This is a genomic window from Methylobacterium sp. 275MFSha3.1 (assembly GCF_900108435.1).
Classification (GTDB): Bacteria; Pseudomonadota; Alphaproteobacteria; order Rhizobiales; family Beijerinckiaceae; genus Methylobacterium.
In genome coordinates this window covers 230,259-254,273 of sequence record NZ_FNWP01000004.1, presented here as the reverse complement: position 1 = coordinate 254,273, position 24,015 = coordinate 230,259, and the positions used below count along the sequence as shown (strand labels likewise).

Annotated in this window: 19 protein-coding genes and 1 pseudogene; 4 read left to right on the top strand and 16 right to left on the bottom strand. The window is 71.7% G+C overall.

Annotated features, from left to right (window positions below):
- Positions 1–218: 218 nt before the first annotated feature.
- Positions 219–2,612 (top strand): bifunctional diguanylate cyclase/phosphodiesterase, encoded by a 2,394-nt coding sequence (locus tag BLW78_RS06160; protein WP_091677600.1) that lies wholly within the window; start codon positions 219–221, stop codon positions 2,610–2,612.
- Positions 2,613–2,638: 26 nt separating this feature from the next.
- On the opposite strand, the gene BLW78_RS06155 is transcribed toward BLW78_RS06160, so the two are convergent.
- The 5 genes from BLW78_RS06155 to BLW78_RS06135 all read right to left on the bottom strand — a co-directional run bounded on the left by BLW78_RS06155 (position 2,639) and on the right by BLW78_RS06135 (position 6,330).
- Positions 2,639–3,637 (bottom strand): NAD(P)H-dependent glycerol-3-phosphate dehydrogenase, encoded by a 999-nt coding sequence (locus tag BLW78_RS06155; RefSeq protein ID WP_042670844.1) that lies wholly within the window; start codon positions 3,635–3,637, stop codon positions 2,639–2,641.
- Positions 3,634–4,491: a GNAT family N-acetyltransferase gene (locus tag BLW78_RS06150; protein WP_091677597.1), complete on the bottom strand. Its 858-nt coding sequence runs from the start codon at positions 4,489–4,491 to the stop codon at positions 3,634–3,636. Before BLW78_RS06150 ends, BLW78_RS06155 begins: the two co-directional genes overlap by 4 nt.
- A complete protein-coding gene (tsaD, locus tag BLW78_RS06145; protein ID WP_042670840.1) occupies positions 4,488–5,579 on the bottom strand; it encodes a tRNA (adenosine(37)-N6)-threonylcarbamoyltransferase complex transferase subunit TsaD in 1,092 nt (363 codons plus the stop codon). Before tsaD ends, BLW78_RS06150 begins: the two co-directional genes overlap by 4 nt.
- 107 nt (positions 5,580–5,686) lie before the next feature.
- Positions 5,687–5,896, bottom strand: a complete 210-nt coding sequence (locus BLW78_RS06140; protein WP_020093225.1) for a TOBE domain-containing protein — start codon at positions 5,894–5,896, stop codon at positions 5,687–5,689.
- Between the two features lie 95 nt (positions 5,897–5,991).
- The gene (locus BLW78_RS06135) at positions 5,992–6,330 is read right to left on the bottom strand and encodes a DUF2293 domain-containing protein (protein WP_042670839.1); all 339 of its coding nucleotides are present in this window, start codon (positions 6,328–6,330) and stop codon (positions 5,992–5,994) included.
- Positions 6,331–6,432: 102 nt separating this feature from the next.
- On the opposite strand from BLW78_RS06135, the gene BLW78_RS06130 reads away from it, so the two are divergent.
- On the top strand, positions 6,433–6,735 hold the full coding sequence (locus tag BLW78_RS06130) for a hypothetical protein (RefSeq protein WP_020093227.1): 303 nt from the start codon (positions 6,433–6,435) through the stop codon (positions 6,733–6,735).
- A gap of 111 nt (positions 6,736–6,846) precedes the next feature.
- Here BLW78_RS06130 and rpsD read toward each other — a convergent pair whose 3' ends face one another.
- Positions 6,847–7,464, bottom strand: a complete 618-nt coding sequence (gene rpsD / locus BLW78_RS06125; protein WP_010686187.1) for a 30S ribosomal protein S4 — start codon at positions 7,462–7,464, stop codon at positions 6,847–6,849.
- Positions 7,465–7,657: 193 nt separating this feature from the next.
- Here rpsD and BLW78_RS06120 point away from each other — a divergent pair, with 193 nt between their 5' ends.
- Complete coding sequence (locus tag BLW78_RS06120) at positions 7,658–8,137, top strand: GNAT family N-acetyltransferase (RefSeq protein WP_091677594.1); 480 nt, start codon at positions 7,658–7,660, stop codon at positions 8,135–8,137.
- Between the two features lie 130 nt (positions 8,138–8,267).
- On the opposite strand, the gene BLW78_RS06115 is transcribed toward BLW78_RS06120, so the two are convergent.
- Positions 8,268–9,902: an alpha-D-glucose phosphate-specific phosphoglucomutase gene (locus BLW78_RS06115; RefSeq protein ID WP_091677592.1), complete on the bottom strand. Its 1,635-nt coding sequence runs from the start codon at positions 9,900–9,902 to the stop codon at positions 8,268–8,270.
- A gap of 217 nt (positions 9,903–10,119) precedes the next feature.
- Between BLW78_RS06115 and BLW78_RS06110 the strand changes: the two are divergent.
- Positions 10,120–11,232 (top strand): annotated as a pseudogene (locus tag BLW78_RS06110) (alpha/beta hydrolase).
- 56 nt (positions 11,233–11,288) lie between these two features.
- Here BLW78_RS06110 and scpA read toward each other — a convergent pair.
- From scpA to BLW78_RS06065, 9 genes are all read right to left on the bottom strand, one after another.
- Complete coding sequence (gene scpA, locus BLW78_RS06105) at positions 11,289–13,454, bottom strand: methylmalonyl-CoA mutase (protein ID WP_091677589.1); 2,166 nt, start codon at positions 13,452–13,454, stop codon at positions 11,289–11,291.
- Between the two features lie 127 nt (positions 13,455–13,581).
- The gene (locus BLW78_RS06100) at positions 13,582–14,301 is read right to left on the bottom strand and encodes an SURF1 family protein (protein WP_091677586.1); all 720 of its coding nucleotides are present in this window, start codon (positions 14,299–14,301) and stop codon (positions 13,582–13,584) included.
- A 74-nt stretch (positions 14,302–14,375) separates the two neighbouring features.
- Entirely contained in the window at positions 14,376–14,780 is a 405-nt protein-coding gene (gene cyoD, locus BLW78_RS06095) for a cytochrome o ubiquinol oxidase subunit IV (RefSeq protein ID WP_091677584.1), read from the bottom strand.
- A complete protein-coding gene (cyoC, locus tag BLW78_RS06090) occupies positions 14,777–15,409 on the bottom strand; it encodes a cytochrome o ubiquinol oxidase subunit III (protein ID WP_020093234.1) in 633 nt (210 codons plus the stop codon). Before cyoC ends, cyoD begins: the two co-directional genes overlap by 4 nt.
- A 4-nt stretch (positions 15,410–15,413) precedes the next feature.
- Positions 15,414–17,414, bottom strand: coding sequence for a cytochrome o ubiquinol oxidase subunit I (gene cyoB / locus BLW78_RS06085; RefSeq protein ID WP_020093235.1), 2,001 nt, complete (start codon positions 17,412–17,414; stop codon positions 15,414–15,416).
- A gap of 75 nt (positions 17,415–17,489) precedes the next feature.
- Positions 17,490–18,722 carry a ubiquinol oxidase subunit II gene (gene cyoA / locus BLW78_RS06080; protein WP_042670818.1) on the bottom strand — a complete coding sequence of 411 codons (1,233 nt, stop codon included), beginning with the start codon at positions 18,720–18,722 and terminating at the stop codon, positions 17,490–17,492.
- 139 nt (positions 18,723–18,861) lie between these two features.
- The gene (locus tag BLW78_RS06075) at positions 18,862–20,193 is read right to left on the bottom strand and encodes an MFS transporter (RefSeq protein ID WP_020093237.1); all 1,332 of its coding nucleotides are present in this window, start codon (positions 20,191–20,193) and stop codon (positions 18,862–18,864) included.
- Positions 20,194–20,361: 168 nt separating this feature from the next.
- Positions 20,362–22,548 carry a glycosyltransferase family 2 protein gene (locus tag BLW78_RS06070; RefSeq protein WP_091677581.1) on the bottom strand — a complete coding sequence of 729 codons (2,187 nt, stop codon included), beginning with the start codon at positions 22,546–22,548 and terminating at the stop codon, positions 20,362–20,364.
- Positions 22,548–23,591 (bottom strand): hypothetical protein, encoded by a 1,044-nt coding sequence (locus BLW78_RS06065; RefSeq protein WP_091677578.1) that lies wholly within the window; start codon positions 23,589–23,591, stop codon positions 22,548–22,550. Before BLW78_RS06065 ends, BLW78_RS06070 begins: the two co-directional genes overlap by 1 nt.
- Positions 23,592–24,015 lie beyond the last annotated feature (424 nt).

The following is a 24,015-nucleotide window of genomic DNA, read 5'->3' as shown; positions in this document are numbered from 1 at the left end:
AGTCCCAGTAGACCGCCCGGCCGGGCGGCGCGCCCCGCCATAGCCCAGCTTCGCCTCCCGGGAACAGGCCGGTCCGGCCCCGGCCGCGCGCGGGACCGGCGGTCAAGCAGAACCCGCGTAGAACGCCGCAGCTCTGCTATCGCAAGCCTTGGGCAAATATTAAATTCTGCATGCAAATAGCCGTATAGCGCGTCACGCACCAATCGCCGGTTGCATACATGATCTCAGTCATCGGTTGCTTTATCGGTGAACACAACCTGTGGCTGGTAGGCCTCGCGGCCCTGGTCTGCGCGCTGGCGAGCGGCACCGCGATCGAGCTCCTCACCCATGCCGGCCGGACCGGCGGCCGCGGCCGCTACGTCTGGGTCGCGGTGGCCGCCGCCGCCGGGGGATCGGGGATCTGGGCGACGCATTTCCTGGCGATGCTCGCCTTCGAGCCCGGGCTGCCGTCGGGCTACGGCGTCGGGCTGACGCTCCTCTCCTACGTGGACGCCGTCGCGATCACCGGGCTCGGCTTCGCCCTGGCCGTCTCCGGCCGGGCGGTCCAGGCGGGCCTCGGCGGCGCCGTGGTCGGCGGCGGCATCGCGACGATGCACTACACCGGCATGGCCGCCTATCAGGTGGCAGGACACCTCGCCTGGACCCCCGCGCTGGTCGTGGTCTCGGTCGGCCTCGGGGCGGGGCTCGGCGCCGCCGCCCTGGTGGTCGGCCTGTCGGCCACCACGTTCCGGGGTCGGTACGGCGGCGCCGCGCTGCTGATCCTGGCGATCTGCGGCCACCACTTCGCCGGCATGGGCGCGGTGACCCTGCATCCCGACCCCACCGTGGCGATCCCCTCGGGCGCGATCCGGAGCGGGTGGCTCGCCGCGGCCGTGGCGGTGGCGAGCTGCCTGATCCTGCTGCTCGCCGGCGCCGCCCTCGTGGTCGACCTGCGCGAGCGCCGCCGCGCCGATCTCGAGCGCGAGCGCCTGCGCAGCCTCGCCAACGCGGCCGTGGAGGGCCTCGTCGTCTGCCGCGGCGGCGAGATCGTCAGCGCCAACGAGGCCTTCGCCCGGCTCGCGGGCCTGGAGGCGGCCGTCCTGACGGGCCGGAGCCTCAGCGCCTACCTGCCGGACCTCGTGCCCGGCTCAGGGACGGCCGACCAGCCCCTGGAGACCGAACTCGTCCCGGCGGCGGGCGCCCCCATTCCCGTCGAGGTGATCATGCGCCCGGTCGCCGAGTACGGGCGCCTGCCGCACCACGCCGTGGCGGTGCGCGACCTGCGCGCGCGGCGCCGGGCCGAGAGCGAGATCCACTACCTCGCCCACCACGACGCGCTCACCGGCCTCGCCAACCGCACGAGCTTCCACGCCCGGCTCGAGCGCGCGATGCGCGCCGCGGACGCCCAGGGCGGCCGGCTCGCGGTGCTGTGCCTGGACCTCGACCGGTTCAAGGAGGTCAACGACCTGTTCGGGCACGCCGCCGGCGACGCGATGCTGCGCGACCTCGCGCTGCGGGTCGGCGGTCTCCTCGATCCCGAGCAGCTGATGGCGCGGCTCGGCGGCGACGAGTTCGCCATCCTGACGCCGCAGGCGGAGGGACAGGCGGAGCGGCTGGCCGAGCGGATCCTCGCCACCCTGGCGGCGGTGCCGGCCGCCTCCGGCCCGGTGATCGCCACCAGCATCGGCATCGCGGTCTATCCCGACGACGCCGCGGACCTGCGCGCGCTCCTGAGCCACGCCGACGCCGCCCTCTACCGGGCCAAGAGCGAGGGGCGCGGCACCTGCCGGCGCTACGACGCCAGCATGGGCGCCGAGATCCGCGACAGGCGCCAGCTCGAGCACGACCTCCGCCACGCGGTGGCGCGGGGCGAGCTGGAGCTCGTCTACCAGCCGCAGAGCCAGATCGAGTCCGGCACGGTCACGGGCTTCGAGGCGCTGCTGCGCTGGCACCATCCGGCCAGGGGCGGCATCTCACCGGCCGTGTTCGTCCCGATCGCCGAGGAGACCGGGGCGATCCTCGAGATCGGCGCCTGGGTTCTGCGGGAGGCCTGCCGGGCGGCGGCCGGCTGGCCGAACCCGCTGGCGATCGCCGTCAACGTCTCGGCGGTGCAGCTCCACAACCCGCACTTCGTCCCGTTCGTCCACGGGACCCTGTACGAATCCGGATTGCGGGCGGAGCGCCTGGAGATCGAGATCACCGAGACCGCGCTGATCCGGGATCCGGCCCGGGCGCTCCTCACCCTGCGCCAGCTCAAGGCCCTCGGCGTGCGGATCGCCATGGACGATTTCGGCACCGGCTACTCGTCGCTGTCGAACCTGCGCGCCTTCCCGTTCGACCGGATCAAGATCGACGGCTCGTTCATCAGGGCGGTCCACAGCAACCCGCAGGGGGCCGCGATCGTGCGCTCCGTCCTGGGGCTGGGGCGCGGCCTCGGGCTCGCCGTGGTGGCGGAGGGCGTGGAGACCGCCGAGGAGCTGTCCTTCCTGGCCGGCGAGCAGTGCCACCTCGCCCAGGGCTACCTGCTGGGTCGGCCGGCGCCGATCGCGCGCTTCGCGGCCCACACCCACGGCCACGGCCAAGGACAAGGACAAGGACAAGGCCGCGCTGTGCCGGCGACCTCGGTGGCGTGACGCGGGTTGCGGGGCGGGGCCGGCGCTCAGTCGGTCTCCCCGCGCAGCGGGCGGGCCAGCAGGCCGGCGATCACGTCGTCGACGCTGGCGGTGCCCGCCACGATGGCGGCGACGGCCGCCGCCACCGGCATCTCGATGCCCCTGGCGGCGGCCAGCCCGGCCAGCGCCGCGGCCGTGAACGCCCCCTCGGCGAGCTTGCCGCCCGCGGCCTCGGCCGGGCTCGCCCCGGCGCCGAGGCGCTGGCCGAAGGCGAAGTTGCGCGATTGCGGCGAGGAGGCGGTGAGCACGAGGTCGCCGAGGCCGGAGAGCCCCATCAGCGTCTCGGGCCGGCCCCCGAAGGTGCGGGCGAAGCGCATCAGCTCGGCGAAGGCCCGGGCGATCAGCGCCGCCCGGGCGCTCTCGCCGAGCCCGCGCCCGGCCACGATCCCGCAGGCGATGGCGAGCACGTTCTTGCCGGCGCCGCCGATCTCGACGCCGCGCACGTCGTCGGTGTGGTAGAGGCGGAAGCTCGGTCCCGACAGCAGCGCGCTCAGGGCGGCGGCGCGGCCGGCATCGGCCGCCGCCAGGGTCACGGCCGTGGGCAGGCCGCGGGCGACGTCGATCGCGAAGCTCGGGCCGGACAGGACCGCCACGGGCGTCCCCGGCGGCAGGACCTGCTCGGCCACCGCGCTGAGGAAGCTGTCGCTGCCGCGCTCGATCCCCTTGGCGCAGAGGATGACCGGCCCGGCCGTCGCCAGGGGTCCGCGCAGGGATTCCAGCACGCCGCGCACGGTCTGGGCGGGCACGACCAGGAGCGTCGCCCGGGCACGGGCGAGGTCGGCGGCCTCGCCCGTCGCCCGGATCGCCGGGTGGAGCGGCACGCCCGGCAGGTAGCGCGGGTTCTCCCGCTGGGCCTGCAGGGCGGCGGCGGCCCCCGCGTCGCGCAGCCAGAGGGTGACGGGATGGCCGGCCCCGGCGGCGGCGTTGGCCAGCGCCGTGCCCCAGGCCCCGCCGCCGACGACGTTGATCGGGGTCTCGGCGCTCATGCCGCTTCCTCCCTGTCGGCGCAGTCCAGCCGGTAGAGCACGTGGTCGCGCAGCGGCCCCTCCGGCACCGCCGGATGCGGGAATGTCCCCGCCACGCGCATGCCGAGACGCTCCATCACGGCGCGGGAGCGGCCGTTGCCGGCCGCCGTGAAGGCCACGACGCTGCGGATCCCGCAGCGCTCCGCGAGGTCGGCGCGGGCGAGCCGCGCGGCGCGCGTGGCGAGGCCGCGGCCCCAGGAGTCCCGCGCGAGGCGCCAGGCCAGCTCGACCGTCGAACCGGGCCGGTCGCCGCCGGGGAAGGGCAGGGGCCGCAGGATCCGCATCGCGCCGGCGAAGCCGACGAACCGGCCCGCGTGTTCCAGGGCCCAGGGGCCGAACCCGTCCGCCACGAAGCGGCGGTCGAGGAGGCCGGCCTCGGCCTCGCTCTCCGTCGCGGTCCGGGTCCGGGGACAGTGGGCCATCACCGCCGGATCGGCGTTGAGCGCCGCGAACGGCGCCGCGTCCTCCGGGCGCCAGCGGCGCAGGGTCAGGTCGCCGTCGCGGAGAGCCGCTGGCACCGGCGCCAGGGCGATCTTGCCGCGCCACGCGAGCGAGCGGCGGTTGAGGAGGGCGAGATCCGCGCGCCCCGCGAGCACCGCCTCGCCGAGCGCGATCGCCAGCTCCAGCTGCGCGAGGGGCATGGTGGCGTGGGCGGGCGGGCGGACATGGTCGCGCCAGGCGCCGCCGCAGGCGTGGTCCAGGAGGATGCGGGCGAAGCAATGGTCGAGCCGCACCGGCCAGCCCGGCCGGGCGGCCCCGGGCAGGCGGCGCTCCACCAGGTCCCGCCAGTGGGCGCGCCGGTCCGCCGCGCTCATCCGGCCGGGACCGCCGCGCGGGCCGGGGCGGCCGCCAGCGGCCAGCGGGGCCGCGCCGGGGCGGTGAGGTCGTCCACCAGCCCGAGGCGCAGGCGCTCCAGCCCGGCCCAGGCGATCATCGCGCCGTTGTCGCCGCAGAGGGGCAGGGGCGGGGCCACGAAGCTCAGGCCCGCCTCGCCCGCCAGGGACGCGAGCGCCCGCCGGACGGCGCCGTTGGCCGCCACGCCCCCCGCCGCCACCAGGGCGGTCGGGCGTCCGGCGACGTCCGAGAAGGCGCGCAGGGCGACCCGGGCGCGGTCCACCACCACGTCGACCACGGCGGCCTGGAAGCTCGCGCAGAGATCGGCGACGTCGCGCTCGGCCAGCGGGGCGATCCGCTCGGCCTCGATCCGCACGGCGGTCTTGAGGCCCGAGAGGGAGAAGTCGGCCTCGCGGCGGCCGAGCATCGGCCGGGGCAGGGCGAAGCGCTCGGGATCGCCGGCCTCGGCCACGCGCTCGACCTCGGGGCCGCCGGGATAGCCGAGGCCCAGGAGCTTGGCGACCTTGTCGAAGGCCTCGCCGATGGCGTCGTCGACGGTGGAGCCGAGGCGCACGTAGTCGCCGACGCCGCGCACGGCGACGAGCTGGGTGTGGCCGCCCGAGACCAGGAGCAGCAGGTAGGGGAAGGCGATGCCGTCGGTGAGCCGCGCCGTGAGGGCGTGGGCCTCCAGGTGGTTGACGGCGAGCAGGGGCTTGCGGGTCACGAGCGCCAGGGTCTTGGCGGTGACGAGGCCGACCAGCACGCCGCCGATCAGCCCGGGCCCGGCCGCCACCGCGATGCCGTCGAGGTCCCGGAAGCCGGTCCCGGCCCGGTCGAGGGCGCGGGCGATCAGCCGGTCGAGCACCTCGACATGGGCGCGGGCGGCGATCTCCGGCACGACGCCGCCGTAGGCCGCGTGCTCGGCGATCTGACTGAGCACCTCGTTGGCGCGGATCTGAGCGCCACCCTCCTCGTCGACCGACACCACCGCGGCGGCGGTCTCATCGCAGGTGGTCTCGATGCCGAGCACGGTCTTCTGCACGCGCGGAACTCCTTGGTCCGGGCTCATCCTATCCGGCGGCGGCGGCGGCGCGAAGGCGGCCGGCCCCCGCCCGGGCCCGGAGCGTGGTGAATGGGCGCCGCCCTCCGTCCAGGAGGGCGGCGCGCGAGCCGTCGTCAGTCGACGGCGACCATGACGTCGGAGGCCTTGATCACCGCGTAGGCGGGACCGCCGGCGACGAGCTTGAGGGCCTCGACGGCCTCGTTGGTGATCGAGGCGGTGACCACCTGGCCGGGGCTGATCTCGATCCTCACGTGGGAGGTGGTCGCCCCCTTCTCCACCGAGACGACCGTACCCTTGAGAACGTTGCGCGCGCTGATCTTCATGGTCTTCTGCCAATCTCCACGAGCGGCACCGGAACGGGCCGCGGGGCGGCCCCGGGCCGGTCTCCTACAGCATGGCGGAGCCCGGCGCGACCGCCTCAGCGCGGATCGGCCCCGGGCGCGCCGGGCTCGTCCTCGGGGACCGGCGCGGCGCCCCAGGCGGCGAGCGCGGCGTTGAGGTCTTCGAGGACGAAGTGCCGGGCGCTGTCCCGGTCGTAGCCTTCCGCGAGGAGTTCGTCGTAATCCGTGAAGACGTGGCGCGCGTAGGCCACGAGGGCGAGGCGGGCCGCCGTCTCGGGGGCGGCCCGGCGGAGGCCGGGGCTCGCCAGCGCCCGGTCGAGGGCGGCCTCGGCCTCGAAATCCGGCAGGCGCGGGGCGAGGCGGGCCAGGGCCGCGGCGACGGCCTCCCGGCGGTTCAGGGGCGGACCGGCGCTCACCGGGGATCTGCCGTCGGCATGATTTTAAAGGTGTGATCGGGTAGGATCGCCGCCAGATGAGGCGGGGCCGGCACAGGATCCTCCGCCGGGGAGATCACGTCCATGGCAATTCTTCGTCCCGCGCTGCTTCTCGGCCTCCTGCTCGGGGCGACGCCGGCGCTGGCCCAGAGCCCGGCTCCGGGCGCAGGCCCAGGCCCCGCCGCCCCGGCCGGCCCCATCGTGGGCGGCCGCCGGGTGACCCCCATGAGCCAGACCAAGCCGACGGGCAACGCCGCGGCCACCGGACTGCCGCAGCCCGTGAGCCAGGCCGAGATGATCAAGGCTCAGAAGGCCGCTGAGGCCCGCTCGAAGGCCTGGGACAGCAAGATGCGGCACACGATGGGCTCGATCTGCCACGGCTGCTGAGGCCCGCGCCCCGTCCCGGGTGCCGGAGGCCGGCCTTCGGGACTGAGGTATCGAAACGCGAAGGGGCCGCCCGAACGGGCAGCCCCTCCATCGGTCGCCGGGGCGACAGGATCAGCGGGAGTAGAACTCGATGACGAGGTTCGGCTCCATCTGCACCGGGTAGGGCACCTCGGACAGGCTGGGGATGCGGGTGACGCGGGCGGTCATCTTGGCGTGGTCGGCCTCGATGTAGTCCGGCACGTCGCGCTCGGAGAGCTGGGTCGCCACGATGACGATCTCCAGCTGACGGGACGACTCCTTGACCTCGATGAGGTCGCCGGCCTTCACTTGGTAGCTCGGGATGTTGACGCGGACGCCGTTCACCTTGACGTGCCCGTGGTTGACGAACTGGCGCGCGGCGAACGGGGTGGCGACGAACTTCGCCCGGTAGACCACGGCGTCGAGGCGGCGCTCGAGCAGGCCGACGAGGTTCTCGCCGGAATCGCCGCGCAGGCGGATCGCCTCGGCGTAGTAGCGGCGGAACTGCTTCTCGGTGATGTTGCCGTAGTAGCCCTTGAGCTTCTGCTTGGCGCGCAGCTGCGTGCCGAAGTCGCTCATCTTGCCCTTGCGGCGCTGGCCGTGCTGGCCGGGGCCGTACTCGCGGCGGTTGACGGGGCTCTTCGGGCGGCCCCAGATGTTCTGGCCCATGCGGCGGTCGAGCTTGTGCTTCGCCTGAATCCGCTTCGACATATCTTCCGCGTCCTCTCGTGACGAGAATGAGGAACGCGCCCTCCTTTTCCCGGCCCTTCGCGGTCCGGGACGACAGGGCGGGAGGATCCCGCCCACGGGTGCGCGTGAAAACGCGACGGGGCCCCGTGCGGAGCCCCATCGACGGGCGGGTCTTTAGGGGACGGACGCGCCGCGGTCAACCGTGAGAGGTCAGATGAACGAGGCAGTCGCGCTCCGGCGCGGTGCGCCCGCGGACGCGGACGCGATCCGGGCGCTGGTGGAGGCGGCCTACACGAAGTGGATCCCGGTGATCGGCCGCCTGCCGATCCCCATGCGGGCGGACTACGCGCAGGCTCTGCGGGACCACCGCTTCGACCTGCTGGTGGCCGGCCCGGATCTCGCCGGCCTGATCGAGACGCGGACCGAGGCCGATCACCTTCTGGTCGTCAACGTCGCGGTGCATCCGGCCTTCCAGGGCCGGGGCTTCGGCAGCCGGCTGATGGGACGCGCCGACGCGGTCGCGGGCGAGGCCGGGCTGACGCGACTGCGCCTCTACACTAACAAGAAGTACACGGCGAACCTGCGCCTCTACGGGGCACTCGGCTACCGGGTGGAGCGGGAGGAGCTCTACGACGGACCGGGCCGGACCCGCGACGACGACGTCACCATGCACATGGTGAAGGACCTGGTTTGAGGAAATCGGCGCCGGCCCTGCCGCCATCGCGCGCGCAGCGAAGCGACCCGGAGTCGCGCGCCGCCGTCGAGCGTGGCGCCTCTGGGTCGCTTCGCTCCCCGCGCAGAGACGGGACGTCTCCCGGCTCCCCTCAGGTCACCACGCTCGGCTCAGGCCTTCCGGTGCGCGGCGCGATCTCGGCGATCGCGCGGGCTGCGGCGGCCACCGGGGCCAGCACCTCGGCCACGGCCAAGTCGAGCCGGTCCGGCGCGTTCTCGTAGCGCTCCAGGTAGACCCGCAGCGTCGCGCCGGCGGTGCCGGTGCCCGAGAGCCGGAACACCGCCCGCGCGTCCTCGGCGAAGCCGATCCGGATGCCCTGGCGCTCGGTGAGCGAGCCGTCGACCGGGTCGCGGTAGGCGAACTCGTCGGCCGTCGACACCGTGAGGTCGCCGATCCGCGTGCCCGGCAGCCCGGCGAGCTTCTCGCGGAGCGCGTCCATCAGGCCGTTGGCGGCGTCGGAATCGACCTCCTCGTAATCGTGGCGGGCGTAGTAGTCGCGCCCGTAGGCGCGCCAATGCGCCCGCACCAGCGCGTCGGCGCGCTCGCCGGTGGCGGCCAGGATGTTGAGCCAGAGCAGCACCGCCCAGAGCCCGTCCTTCTCGCGCACGTGGTTCGAGCCGGTGCCGGCGCTCTCCTCGCCGCACAGGGTGATGAGGCCCGCGTCCAGCAGGTTTCCGAAGAACTTCCAGCCGGTGGGTGTCTCGTAGGCCTCGATGCCGAGGGCGGCGGCGACCCGGTCGGCGGCGCGGCTCGTGGGCATGGACCGCGCGACACCGGCGAGCCCGCCGGCGTAGCCCGGCGCCCGGTGGGCGTGGGCGGCGAGCAGGGCGAGGCTGTCGCTCGGCGTCACGAACAGGCCCGGGGCCACGATCATGTTGCGGTCGCCGTCGCCGTCCGAGGCGGCGCCGAAATCCGGCGCGTCCGGGCCCTGCATCAGGTCGAACAGGTCGTGGCAGTGGACCGGGTTCGGGTCCGGGTGGTGGCCGCCGAAATCCTCTTTCGGAGTCGCGTTCACCACGGTGCCCGCGGGGGCGCCGAGCATCCCTTCGAGGATCGCCGTCGCGTACGGCCCCGTCACCGCGCTCATGGCGTCGAAGCGCATGCGGAAGCCGGAGGCGAACAGCCGCGACACCGCGTCGAAGTCGATGAGCGTGCGCATCAGCTCGGCGTAATCGGCCACCGGGTCGATCACCGTGACCGTCATGGCGCCGAGGCGGGTGTCGCCGAGCGTGTCGAGGTCGAGGTCCGGGGCCTCGACGAGGCGGTACTCTGTCAGCGCCTTGGCCCGCGCGAAGATCGCGTCGGTGACGGATTCCGGTGCCGGGCCGCCGTTGGCGGCGTTGAACTTGATGCCGAAATCGCCCTCCGGGCCGCCCGGGTTGTGACTCGCCGAGAGGACGATGCCGCCGAGCGCCTTGGCCTTCCGGATCACGCAGGAGGCGGCCGGCGTCGAGAGAAGGCCGCCCTGCCCGACCAGGACCCGGCCGAAGCCGTTTCCGGCGGCCAGTCGCAGCGTCTTCTGCACCACCTCGCGGTTGAGGAACCGGCCGTCGCCGCCCAGCACCAGGGTGGCGCCCGCCCTGCCGGGCAGGGTGTCGAAGATCGCCTGGACGAAGTTCTCGACGTAGTTCGGCTGCCGGAACACCGGCACCTTCTTGCGCAGGCCGGAGGTGCCCGGCTTCTGGTCGGGGAAGGGCGTGGTCGCGACGGTCGTCGGGGTCGTCATAAGCGGGCGTCTCCCGGGCTATCCCGCCTCAATGCCCGCGCGGAGGCGCGGCGTCACCAGCCCCGGCGACAGGGCCGGGCTTTTATCACGCGGTTTCGCCGGATCGGGCGACGGAACCCGCCGCCTGTCCGCCGCCGGCCGCTCCGGAGCGTTGCGCCCGCCGGCACCCGCCGGTTCAATCGCCCGAGCCGCCGGACAAGGCGGACCGGAGGAAACCATGGCGGACAGACCGATGCGGACAGATCCGAACGGGGCACGACCGGGCGGGGGCCTGGCCCGGCGCGAGCTGGTCGGGGCGCTCGCCGCCGGGGCGGCGGTCGCGGCCGCGGCGGCCCCTGCCGTCGCGGCTCCCGCGGCCCGGCTGGCCACGGAAGAGTTCCGCCTGCCCTGGAGCGAGCCGGGCGTGGACATCTACGTGCGCAACAAGCGCCCGGCCGGCACCGACACGTTCCCGGGCGACCGGATCCTGCTCTACGTGCACGGCTCGACCTACCCGTCCTCCACGGCCTTCGACCTGCCGCTCGGCGGGATGTCGGCCATGGACTACCTCGCGGGCCTCGGCTTCGACGTCTACTGCGTGGACCTGCCGGGCTACGGCCTGTCGGGGCGCCCGGCCGCCATGGACGCGCCGCCGGACGACAACCCGCCGCTGATGCGCACGCCCGACGCCGCCAAGGTGGTGGGGCAGGTCGTCGACTTCATCAAGAAGCGGCGCGGCGTCGAGAAGATCGACCTGATGGGCTGGTCCTGGGGGACCTCCACCATGGGGCTCTACACCAGCACCCACAACGACAGCGTCAACCGCCTCGTCCTCTACGCGCCGCAATGGCTCGCGCGCACGCCGGGCCTGATCGGCGGCGGTGGCAAGGTCGGGGCCTACCGCACCGTCAGCCAGGACAGCGCCCGGGCCCGCTAGCTGACCGGGGTGCCCGAGGACAAGAAGGCCGACCTGATCCCGGCGGGCTGGTTCGACCAGTGGGCCGACGCGACCTTCGCGACCGACGCGGCCGGCGCGAAGCGGTCGCCGCCGGTCCTGCGCGCGCCGAACGGCACGGTCGCCGACAAGGACGCCTACTGGGCGGCCGGCAAGCCGCTCTACGACCCGGGCGAGATCCGCGTGCCGGTGCTGATCATCCACGCCGAGTGGGACGCCGACCTGCCGAGCTACCAGGCTCAGGAATACTTCGCCAAGCTCACCCACGCCCCCTACAAGCGCTTCGTCGAGCTGGGGGAGGGCACCCACACGGTGATGATGGAGAAGAACCGCATGCAGTTCCTCCACGCCGTCGGGGCGTTCCTCACGGAGGCGGACCCGCAGGCGCTGAACTGAGGCGCCTCGGCAATGAGGTCCGCGGCGGCCAGCCCGGCCGCCGCGGGAGGCTCGCCCTACTCCGCCGCCTGCCGGGCCGCGTAGCCCAGCCGCTCGTTCAGCGCGCGGATCAGCTTGGCGGCGGCCTCGGCGATCACCGTGCCGGGCGGGAAGATCGCCGCCGCGCCGGCCGCCGTCAGCGCCTCGTAGTCGCCCGGCGGGATGACGCCGCCGATGGCGATCATCACGTCGTCGCGGCCCTGCTCGGTGAGCGCCGCCTTCAGCTCCGGCACCAGCGTCAGGTGGCCGGCCGCCAGCGACGAGACGCCGACGATGTGGACGTCGTTCTCCACCGCCTGCCGGGCGGCCTCCGCCGGCGTGGCGAAGAGCGGCCCGATATCCACGTCGAAGCCGAGATCCGCGAAGGCCGAGGCGATCACCTTCTGGCCGCGGTCGTGACCGTCCTGGCCCATCTTGGCGACCAGGATGCGCGGCCGGCGGCCGTCGTTCTCCTCGAACGCCTCGACCAGCGCCCGGACTTCCTCGACCACTGGCGACATGCCCCCCACCTCGCGCTTGTAGACGCCGGAGATCGAGCGGATCTCGGCGCGGTGCCGGCCCCAGGCCTTCTCCAGGGCCTCGGAAATCTCGCCCACCGTCGCCTTGGCGCGGGCCGCGTCGACGGCGAGTTCGAGCAGGTTGCCGGTGCCGTCGGCGGCCTTCGTGAGCGCGTCGAGCCGGTCCGCGACCGTCGCCTCGTCGCGCTCGGCGCGCAGGCGCTTGAGCTTGTCGATCTGGAGCCGGCGGACGTTGCCGTTGTCCACCCGCAGCAGCTCGATCGCCATCTCGTCGTCGGCCCGGAACTTGTTCACGCCCACGATGGTCTGGCGGCCGGAATCGATCCGCGCCTGCGCCCGGGCCGCGGCCTCCTCGATGCGCAGCTTCGGGATGCCGGCCTCGATCGCCTTGGCCATGCCACCGAGCCCGTCGACCTCGCGGATGTGCTCCCAGGCCCGGGCGACCATGTCGGCGGTGAGCTTCTCCACATAGTAGGAGCCGCCCCAGGGATCGACGATCCGGGTGGTGCCGCTCTCCTGCTGGAGGAACAGCTGGGTGTTGCGGGCGATCCGGGCCGAGAAATCGGTCGGCAGCGCCAGCGCCTCGTCCAGCGCGTTGGTGTGGAGCGACTGCGTGCCGCCCTGCGTCGCCGCCATCGCCTCGATGTTGGTGCGGGTGACGTTGTTGAACACGTCCTGGGCGGTGAGCGACCAGCCCGACGTCTGCGAGTGGGTGCGCAGGGCGAGCGACTTCTCCGACTTCGGATCGAACCCCTTCACGAGCTTCGCCCAGATCAGGCGCGCGGCCCGCATCTTGGCGACCTCCATGAAGAAGTTGGTCGAGATCGCCCAGAAGAACGACAGGCGCGGGGCGAACTGGTCGATGGTCAGCCCGGCCGCCAGCCCGGCCTTGATGTACTCGACGCCGTCGGCGAGCGTGTAGGCGAGCTCCAGGTCGTTCGTGGCGCCGGCCTCCTGCATGTGGTAGCCGGAGATCGAGATCGAGTTGAACTTCGGCATGTTCTTCGACGTGTAGGCGAAGATGTCCGAGATGATCCGCATCGATCCCTTGGGGGGATAGATGTAGGTGTTGCGGACCATGAACTCCTTGAGGATGTCGTTCTGGATCGTGCCCGCGAGCTTCTGCGGCGGCACGCCCTGCTCCTCGGCGGCCACGATGTAGAGGGCGAGGATCGGCAGCACGGCGCCGTTCATCGTCATCGACACGGTCATCTCGTCCAGCGGGATGCCGGAGAACAGCGTGCGCATGTCGTAGATCGAGTCGATCGCCACGCCCGCCATGCCGACATCGCCCGAGACGCGGGGATGGTCGGAATCGTAGCCGCGGTGGGTGGCGAGGTCGAAGGCGACCGACAGGCCCTTCTGCCCGGCCGCGAGGTTGCGGCGGTAGAAGGCGTTCGAATCCTCGGCCGTGGAGAAGCCGGCATATTGCCGGATCGTCCAGGGCTGGGTGACGTACATGGTCGGGTAGGGGCCGCGCAGGAACGGCGCGATCCCCGGATAGGTGTCGAGGAACTCGATGCCCTCCCGGTCCTCCGGCCCGTAGCGTCCCTTCACCGGGATGCCCTCCGGCGTCATCCAGGGCTCGCCGAGCGCCGGGGCCGCCACCGCGAGCGATTCGCCTGAGAACGGGACTTCGGCGAAGTTCGGGATGCGGGAGGTCATGGCGTTGACTCGTTGTGGCGTTTGTCACGCCATTATAGGGACCCGCTCGGAGCGGGCTACTCCCCTATCGGTCAAGCCTCGCGCGGAGGCCGCGCGGCGCCGGCGCCCCAGCAGGCCTCAGCGGGCCTCAGCGGGCCTCGGCGTCCCGGTCCCCCGGGCCGCGCCGCAGAAGGTAGATCACGGCGCCGGCGAGCATCAGCGCCATCCCGTACCACGTGATCGCGTAGACGAGGTGGTTGTTGGGGAAGGCGATCACCGTCAGGCCGCCCACCGGCAGGCCGCCCGGATTGGGTGTCGCGTCCGCGTCCACGAAGTAGGGGGCGACATCGGTCAGGTCCCGGGCGGCGGCGATCGCCGCCACGTCGCGGGAATACCAGCGGCCGTCCTTCGGATCGTTGGCGCGCAGGAACGCCCCCCCGGGCTCGGTCAGCCGCAGGAGGCCGGTCACCGTGGTCTCGCCCGCGACCTGCCCGGCCGCCCGGGTCGCCGGGTCCCGCCGGTCGCCGGGCACGAAGCCGCGATTGACCAGCACGACGGTCCCGTCCGGCCGCCGCAGGGGCGTCAGCACCCAGAAGCCGCCGCCCAGCTCGGTGACGGCCTGAACCAGGGTCTCGCGATCGTGCAGGAAGGTGCCGGAGAGCCGGACATGCCGGTAGGCGTCGTCGGAGCCGACGCGCGGCCACGCGGCGGCGCCGGGCGCCGGTACGGGCGGCGCGTGGACCCGGGCATCGACCCGGGCGATCAGGTCGAGCTTCCAGGCCCGCCGCTCCACCTGCCAGGTCCCGAGCCCCAGCAGCACCAGGAAGACGAGGCCCGCGCCGGCGCCGAACACGGCGCGCCGCAGCAACGAGAGCGGGGCCGGGGAGGGGCCCGGATCGGACCCCCCTCCCGACCCCGCGGGTCTCGAAACCGAACGCGCGCTCAGCGGGCGTTCTTCATGACGTCGTGGGCATCCATCGGCATCATGTTGTGGTTGAGGTGGTACATGACCCACACCGAGCCGGCGAGCATGATCACCACCAGCGTGATGGTGAAGATCAGCGCCATGAAGGTCCAGCCGCCCTCCGACTTCGTGCTCATGTGCAGGAAGTAGATGACGTGCACGACCATCTGGACGCCGCCGAGCGCCAGGATCACCAGGGTGGTGACGAGGCTGTTGTCGAGCACGTTGCCCATCACCAGCCAGAACGGGATCACCGTCAGGATCACCGACAGGACGAAGCCCGTCATGTAGCTCTGGAAGGTGCCGTGCCCGCCCTCGCTGTGGGCGTGGGGGTCGTGCGTGTCCTGACCGTGGCCGGTGAGGTGGTGTGCGTCGGCGCTCATTCGAGCACTCCCATCAGGTAGACGACGGTGAAGACGCCGATCCAGATCAGGTCGAGGAAGTGCCAGAACATCGACAGGCACATCAGCCGGCGCTTGTTCTCGACGATCAGGCCGCGCTTGCTGACCTGCACCATCAGCACGACGAGCCACAGGATGCCCATCGAGACGTGCAGGCCGTGCGTCCCGACCAGGGTGTAGAACGAGGACAGGAACGCGCTGCGCCAGGGCGGCGCGCCCTCGTGGAACAGGTGGACGAACTCGCGGATCTCCAGGGCCACGAAGGCGACGCCGAACAGGCCGGTGATGGCGAGCCAGATCTGCGTCTGCTTCACCCGATCCCGGTCCATCTCCAGCATGGCGAAGCCGTAGGTGATGGACGAGAACAGCAGCATGGCGGTGTTCACCGCGATGCCCGGCAGGTCGAACAGCTCCTTCGGGGTGGGGCCGGCCGCGTAGCTGCGCCCGAGGACCCCGTAGGTCGCGAACAGGGTCGCGAAGATGAGGCAGTCGCTCATCAGGTAGAGCCAGAACCCGAGCATGGTCGAGCCCTCGGAATGATGGCCCTCCTCGTCGGTCTGGTAGAAGACCGGCGCCGCGGCGCCGGGGGGTGCAGTCTCCGCGTGCATCATCGGATCACGCCATCTCCAGTTCGCGCGTCCGCTGACCTTCCGTCCGACTGACGACGTCGGCGGGAATGTAGTAGTCGCGATTGTAATTAAAGGTGTGGGCGATCGCCACGACGAAGATCGCCACGAAGCTGAGGATCGCCAGCCACCAGACGTACCAGACCATGGCGATGCCGAAGGTGAAGTTCAGCGCCGCCAGGATCGCGCCGGCCGCGGTGTTCTTGGGCATGTGGATCGGCCGGTAGCCCTTGAGCGGGCGGTCGAAGCCGCGGTTCTTCATGTCCCACCACGCGTCGGAATCGTGGACCACCGGCGTGAAGGCGAAGTTGTAGTCCGGCGGCGGCGAGGAGGTGGACCATTCCAGCGTCCGGCCGCCCCACGGGTCGCCGCTGAGGTCGCGCAGCTTGTCGCGGTTCCGGATCGAGACCACGAACATGATGATCTGCGAGGCGATGCCGCAGGCGATCAGCGCCGCGCCGAAGGCCGCGATCACGAACCAGATCTGCAGCGACGGGTCGTCGAAGTGCTGCATGCGCCGGGTCACGCCCATCAGGCCGAGCACGTAGAGCGGCATGAAGGCGACGTAGAACCCGGTCACCCAGAACACGAGGGCCATCTTCCCCCAGAACTCGTCGAGCTTGAAGCCGAAGGCCTTGGGGAACCAGAAGGTCACGCCGGCGAACATGCCGAACAGCACGCCGCCGATGATCACGTTGTGGAAGTGCGCGATCAGGAACAGCGAGTTGTGCAGGACGAAGTCCGCCGGGGGCACAGCGAGCAGGACGCCGGTCATGCCGCCGATCACGAAGGTGACGATGAACGCCACCACCCACAGCATCGGCACCTCGAACCGGATCCGGCCGCGGTACATCGTGAACATCCAGTTGAAGATCTTCGCGCCCGTCGGGATCGAGATGATCATGGTCGTGATCCCGAAGAACGAGTTCACGTCCGCGCCCGAGCCCATCGTGAAGAAGTGGTGCAGCCACACGAGGTAGGCGAGGATGGTGATCACCACCAGCGCGTAGACCATCGAGGTGTAGCCGAACAGGCGCTTGCCGCAGAAGGTCGAGGTGATCTCCGAGAACACGCCGAACGCCGGCAGGATCAGGATGTAGACCTCCGGGTGACCCCAGATCCAGATCAGGTTGAAGTACAGCATGGCGTTGCCGCCGAGGTCGTTCGTGAAGAAGTGCGTGCCGACGTAGCGGTCGAGCGACAGCATCGCGAGAACGGCCGTGAGGATCGGGAAGGCGGCCACGATCAGGATGTTGGTGCACAGCGACGACCAGACGAAGATCGGCAGCTTCATCATGGTCATGCCGGGCGCCCGCATCTTCACGATGGTGGCGATCAGGTTGATCCCTGAGAGCAGCGTCCCGATGCCGGCGATCTGCAGGGCCCAGATGTAGTAGTCGACGCCCACGCCCGGGCTCATCGCCGCCCCGGAGAGGGGCGGGTAGGCCAGCCAGGTGGCGCGGGAGAACTCGCCGACGAAGAGCGAGACCATCACCAGCATGCCGCCGGCGACCGTCATCCAGAAGCTGAAGTTGTTCAGGAACGGGAAGGCGACGTCGCGGGCGCCGATCTGCAGCGGCACGGCGAAGTTCATGAGCCCCGTGACGAACGGCATCGCCACGAAGAAGATCATGATCATGCCGTGGGCGGTGAAGATCTGGTCGTAGTGGTGCGGCGGCAGGAAGCCCTGCTGGTCGCCGAACGCGACCGCCTGCTGCGAGCGCATCAGGATCGCGTCGGCGAAGCCGCGCAGCAGCATGATGCCCGCGAAGATGCAGTACATGATGCCGATCTTCTTGTGGTCGATCGACGTGATCCAGTCACGCCACATCGGCCCCCAGAAGCGGTAGTAGGTGATGACGCCGAGCACGGTGAGGCCGACGACGGCCACGCCGGCGAACGTCCCCTGCAGGATCGGCTCGTGATAGGGGATCTGCTCGATCGTGAATCGCCCGACGAGCAGCTGCTGTAGGTCCAGGTTTGCGAACATGGGATCGGCCCGTTCAGTGGGTTCGACGGCGACCGCCGGTTGTGTGTGTGGAGTCCGCTGTCAGCACGCGCGGCCTCACTGGTTCAGCTGCTTCGGGGCGATCTGGATGCCCCCGCTCCGACCCCCGCCGGAGCCCTGGCCCGTGGCGTCGGGCGGCGTCGTCTGGCCCCGGACGTCCGGGTTGCCCATGTCGGGCCGCGGCTGCATGCCCTGCGGCTGCGTCTGGCCGTGCGGCGCGGTCCCGGAGGCCGGCGCCGTCGCGCCCGGCCCCTCGACGCCGCGCTCGGCGAGGCGGTTGTCGTACCGGAGACGCGCGTAGTTCTCCGCGGCCTCCGCGCCGGTGGCGCCGCCCTGCGCGTCGATCTTCGCCATCTCGCCGACGCACATCTGGTCGGGCCGGGGGCACATGCCGATGATCCGGTCGTACAGGCCCTTCATGTAGGACTTGTAGAACCGCGCCGGCTCGGCCTCGCTCGGCTCCTCCAGCTTCAGGTAGGCCTCCTGGGTCAGCTCGCCGCCCTCGGCCTTGGCCTTGGCGATCCACTGGTCGAACTTGTCGGTGGTCAGGCCGTGGAACTTGAAGAACATGTTGGAGAAGCCGGCGCCGCTGTAATGCGCCGAGCGGCCCTCGTAGGCGCCCTCGCGGTTGATCACCGCGTGGAGCTGGGTCTGCATGCCCGGCATCGCGTAGACCATGCCGGCGAGCGTAGGCACGTAGAACGTGTTCATCACGTCGGTGGCGGTGATCTTGAAGCGGATCGGCCGGTCCACCGGCGCGGCCAGCTCGTTGACCGTGGCGATCCCGTATTGCGGGTAGAGGAACAGCCACTTCCAATCCATGGCCACGGCCTCGACCTCGAGCGGCACCGTCCCGGCCGGGACGTCGCGCTTCGGGTCGATCTTGCTGAGCGGCCGGAACGGATCGAGGGTGTGGGTCCCGATCCACGTGAGGGCGCCCAGGGCGATGATGATCATCAGCGGCGCCGTCCAGATCAGCACCTCGAGCTGCGTCGAGTGGTGCCATTCGGGATCGTAGACCGCGTCCTGGTTGCTGGCGCGGTAGCGCCACGCGAAGATCAGCGTGAAGGCGATCACCGGGACGATGATCAGGAGCATCAGCCCGGTCGCCGCCAGCACGAGGTTGCGCTGCTGCTCGGCGACGTAGCCGGCCGGGTGCAGGACCACGAAGTTGCAGCCGCCGAGCAGGGTCAGGAGCGGCAGGGCGAGGAGCGGCAGGAGGCGCCGAGCGCGACCGCCTCGGCGGGTCGCGGTGTCGGTCCTGTCCGGTCGATGGATCGTGGATGTCACAGCACGCGTCTCGTCATCCCAGGCCGCTGCCGCGGCACTTCTGCCATGCCGCTGCCGCGGCGCTTCTGCCGTACCGCGCGAGGCGGCGTTCCAGTCAGCTCACGGGCGGGCCGGGCGGCCTGCGCCGCCGGCCGCCGACTCACATCTGGCGCAGTTCCGACCGGTCGGTGAACAGGGCCACGAGGCTGCAGACCGCGCCGGAGAGGAGGTAGACGCCGATCATCGCCAGGCCGTAGCGCTGCGACAGGAACAGGGCCACCAGGGGCGCGAAACCGGCCCCGATCAGCCACGCGAAGTCGGAGGTCAGCGCCGCGCCGGTGTAGCGGTAGCGGTTGCCGAGGCGGGCGCTCACCGCTCCCGCGGTCTGGCCGTAGGCGAGGCCGAGCAGCATGAAGCCGATCGTGACGTAGATGGTCTGGCCGATGGCGCTCTCGCCGAACAGGAGCGGCGCGATGATGCTGCCGACGGCGAAGAAGCCGATCAGCGAGCTGCTCATGATCAGGCAGTTGCGGCGGCCGATCTGGTCGGCGATCAGCCCCGAGGCCGCCACCGCGCCGGCGCACACGATCGCGCCGGAGAACTGCACGATCAGGAACTCGCCCGGCGAGCGGGTCGTGCTGTTCAGCGCGAGCCACGCGATCGGGAAGATCGTCACGAGGTGGAACAGCGCGAAGGCGGCGAGCGGCACGAAGGCGCCGCGGACCACGTCGCCGGCGTGGTGGCGGAACAGCTCCAGGGCCGGGACCGGGCGCAGCCGGTCGAGGTCCATCATCCGGGCGAACTCGTCGGTGGCGACGAGGCGCAGCCGGGCGAACAGCGCGACCACGTTGATGGTGAAGGCGCAGTAGAACGGGAAGCGCCAGCCCCAGTCGATGAAATCGGCCTCGTCGAGATTGACGATGAAGAACGCGAACAGGGCGCTCGCCACCATGAAGCCCAAAGGCGCGCCGAGCTGCGGGATCATCGCGTACCAGCCGCGGCGCTCCCGCGGGGCGTTCATGGCGAGCAGCGAGGCGAGGCCGTCCCAGGCGCCGCCGAGGGCGAGGCCCTGCAGGATCCGCAGGCCGGCCAGGATGTAGACCGCCGAGATGCCGATGCTGTCGTAGCGCGGCAGGAAGCTCACCGCCGCCGTCGACCCGCCGAGCAGGAACAGGGCCGTGGTCAGCTTGACGCTGCGGCCGTGGCGCCGGTCGATCGCCATGAACAGCACGGTGCCGAGCGGCCGGGCGATGAAGGCGAGGGCGAAGATCGAGAAGGCGTAGAGGGTGCCCTTCAGCGGGTCGACGAAGGGGAAATACACCTTCGGGAAGACCAGCACGCAGGCGATGCCGAACACGAAGAAGTCGAAGTATTCGGACGCGCGTCCGATCACCACGCCGATAGCGATCTCGTTGGGGTGGACCTTGTGGTCTCCCATCGCCTGCTGGGCGTCGCGCTCCAGGCCCGCGACCGTAGGGGTGTTCGCACTCATCTCTGATTGTCGCCCTCGCCGCGCGCCCGTGGGGACGCCTTGGCCGGAACTGCCTCTTGCGGCATGTCCAGAGGTACCGCAACCGGCTCCGGACGCAAGTTTACCCACTGACGCATGCATAGCACCGCGCGGCCGCGACCACCGGTGTCGCCACCGGGTGAGGACCGCTCACACGCGGTAATGGGCGGAATTCCGTGACAGGTTGATGTTGTAATAGGGGTCGGCACGCAGCTCCGGGCCCCAGCGGTCGAGCATGGTCAGCACCTCGCCCTCGAAGCGCTTCTGCTTCTCCGGCGTGTCCTCGGCCCCGCGGCTCTTCGACTCGTGATGAATCAATTTCGCGAAGGGGGTCCAGACGATCCGGTAGCCGGACCGGCGGATCTTCAGGCAGAGGTCGACGTCGTTGAAGGCGACCTTCAGGGCCTGCGCGTCGAAGCCGCCGACCTCCGCGAACACGTCCGCCCGCATGGCCAGGCACGCGCCGGTGACCGCCGAGACCTCGTGGGCGATGACCATGCGGCAGAAATAGCCCGGATCCGCGTCCGCGACGCCGAGATGGCTGTGGCCGGCCACGCCCCCGATCCCGAGGACGATGCCGCCGTGCTGGATCGTGTGGTCCGGGTAGAGGAGCTTGGCCCCGACGGCCCCGATCTCCGGCCGCACGGCGTGGCGGACCAGCTCGGCCAGCCAGCCGGGCTCGAGCACCTCGATGTCGTTGTTGAGGAACAGGAGCACCGCGCCGGTGGCCGCGGCGGCGCCGCGATTCGACAGATCCGAGAAATTGAACGCCCCCGGCACCGGCACGACGCGCACCCGCGGATCGTCCCGGTAGCGGGCGAACAGGGCGGCGGTCTCCGGCTCGCGGCTGTCGTTGTCGACGATGATCACCTCGATGTCGGGGTAGTCGGTCGCGCCGAGCAGTCCGTCGAGGGTCACCGACAGGATCTCGGCCCGGTCGCGGGTCGGGATGATCGCGGAGACCCGCGGCGGCGACGCCGGCAGCGGCCGGACCAGGCGGTTGAAGCCGCCGGGACCGCGCTCCGCGCGGCCGCCCCAGGGCGCCACGACCTCCTCCAGGGCGCGCAGGCGCGCGGCCTCCGCCCGGGCGAGCGCCCGGTCCGAGAAGGTCCCGGAGCCCTGCGCGGCGCGCCAGTGATAGAGCACCCGCGGGATGTGGCGGATGCGGGCGGGGTCGAGCCCGTCGGTCAGCCGCAGCAGCAGGTCGTGGTCCTGACTGCCCTCGAAGCCGGGGCGCAGGCCGCCGACGGCGCGCAGCGCCTCGGTGCGCACGACCGTGAGGTGGTTGATGTAGTTCTGGGCGTAGAGCAGCTCGCGGTCGAAGCAGGACTTGAAGTGCGGGTCGAATCGCCGGCCGCGCCCGTCGATCTTGTCCTCGTCGCTGTAGATCAGCACGAGGCCCGGGTCGCGGCGCAGCGCCCGGGCGACCTCGTAGAGGGCGTCCTCGGTGAGCGCGTCGTCGTGGTCCATGAAGGCGCAGACCGCCCCCCGGGCCATGCCCAGCGCGTCGTTGGTCGCCCGGGCGATGTGGCCGTTCTCCGTCCGGGCGAGGACGCGGATGCGCGGGTCGGCCTCGGCCGCCCGGCTCAGGATCCGCGGGATCTCGGGGCGCGTGGAGGCGTCGTCCACGGCGCACAGTTCCCAGTGGGGGTAGAGCTGCGCCCGCAGCGAGGCCAGGGCCGCGCGCAGCACCTTCGGGTCCGGATCGTGGACCGGCATCAGCACGGAGATCAGGGGCGGATCGGTCCAGGCGGCGATCTCGGCGGCGATCCCGTCCCGCTCCGCGCGGCGCAGGGTGTGGGTCCCGAGCCAGGCCTCGTAGCCGCTCACGCGCCGGTGGCGCAGCGCCCGGCCGAGGAAGCCCCGCGCGCGCACCTTCTTGCCGAGGATCCGCCAAGTGAAGGCCTGCACGGTCAGGCCGGGATCGCGCAGGAGCCCGCGGGCGGCCAGGACCGGCCGGGCGAGGCGGCGCACGGCGATCCGGCGCAGCCGGACCGGGACGCGCCCGGCCGGGTCGGCGACGCGCAGCTCGACGACGTCCTCGGGCAGGCAGCCGATCCACGCGAAGGCGCCGCCGCCCCGGGCCTCCTGCGGCAGCAGCGTGCCCGCCCGTCCGTCGGGACCGACGAAGCTGATGTCGGGGAGGGTGTCGCGGGCCTCGGCCGGGTCGTTGGACAGGATGATCTCGACCCAGCGGCCCGCGAGATCCGGCAGCGCGACGCGCAACCCGTCGGAGCCCGCCCGCGCCGGGAGGGCGCGCCGCTTGCCCCAGAGCCCCGCGACCTGCGCCGTCGGGAGGCGGAATTCGGGCACCGCCGGCCCGGTCGAACGCACCATCAACTCCAGCTCTTGTCGACCGAGGCCTTCACGGCATCCGACATGGCCACGTCGAACACGATCATGTCCTCGACCGCCTTGACGCTCTTCAGGCGCTCGGCCAGCGCCAGCGTCTCGGCCGGCACCGGCGGCAGGGTCGGGATCGGCGCGTCGATCCCGAGGCGGTCGAACAGCGTCGACGCGAAGGCGGGGAACCGGGTCTTGTGGCCGACGATCCCGACCCGGGCGAGAATCTCGATCGCCGCGATCGAGTTGCCCGGATGCAGCCGGTCGTCCGGCATGCGGGTCCCGAGCTGGCGGGTCAGGGGATTGTAGAGCAGCCGGTAGGCGGGCTCGGGCAGCATCCGGAAGAAGCGCTTGAGGCTCTTCACGTCGGAGAAGTCGTACCCGTCCGCGAAGGCGGCGGCCTCGGCCAGCGGCCCCAGGCGCCAGCTGCGCGCCGGATCGGCCGCATCTGCGGCCCGGGCCTTCAGCCAGCGCATCCGGGCCGCCATCTCGATCTGCGGCTCCTGGAGCAGGATGGCCGTGACCATCAGGTCCGGCGTCATGAAGTTCTCGTAGCGCGGGATGGTCACGGCGCCCGACAGGAAGGCCGACGGGGCGGCCGGGCCGGCCAGGACGCAGCTCAGGATCTCGTCCGGCAGCTTGTGGATGCCGAAGTAGCAGTGCTGGAAATACGGGAAGAGCGCCGTCTGGAGGACGGTCTCGGGCTCGATGCCGGTGTTGATCAGCATGGTCCGCAGCCGGATCTGACCCTCGACCGGCATGCGGCGGTAGACCAGCACGTTGGTGTCGGCATCGTAGAGTTCGAGCCGCGGGATCTCGGACAGGCCCGGCACCTCGGCCTCGCTGACCACGAAGGTGCATTGCCCGGTGGCGTGCCAGCCGTTGCGCTTGAACGCCTCGTCGATGACGCTGGCCGGGACCTCGGCCACGCGTCGGCCGTCGACCGCGACCACGACCCGGCTGATGGCGAGGGGATTGTCCGGCACGATCCAGCCGCGGATCGAGTCGCCCTGATCGTGGTCGATGAAGTAGCGCATGTCCTGAAGCGTGAGGCGGCGGCATGCCGGCGCCGAGTGTCCGCCATGTGTCGCGGCGCGGCCGGATGCCGAGCGGCAGGGCCATAGCGCATTTTCCCGTCGGCGTGCACCATGGCGCGTTCGGCCCGGAGACGGATCCCGGCGGGTTGCCCCCGCCGGCTCGTTCTCCCCGTCTCTAAGCCATTGACGCAGAATGCGCTATCCGCGCGCGGCGCGGGGCGATCGGGTCGGCGCGCGCCGCGGCCGGACCATTGAGGGACGCGATCGATCGGCCTGGTCACGCAGGTTCCGCTTGCGCCCTCGCTGGGCAGCCGCTATAGGCCCCGCCCACCGGAGCCCGAACGGCGCCGGCCCGGACGCGCAGCTCGGCGGGAGAGCACTACCTTGACACGGTAGTCGGCACTCTCATAAGTTACTGAGCAGT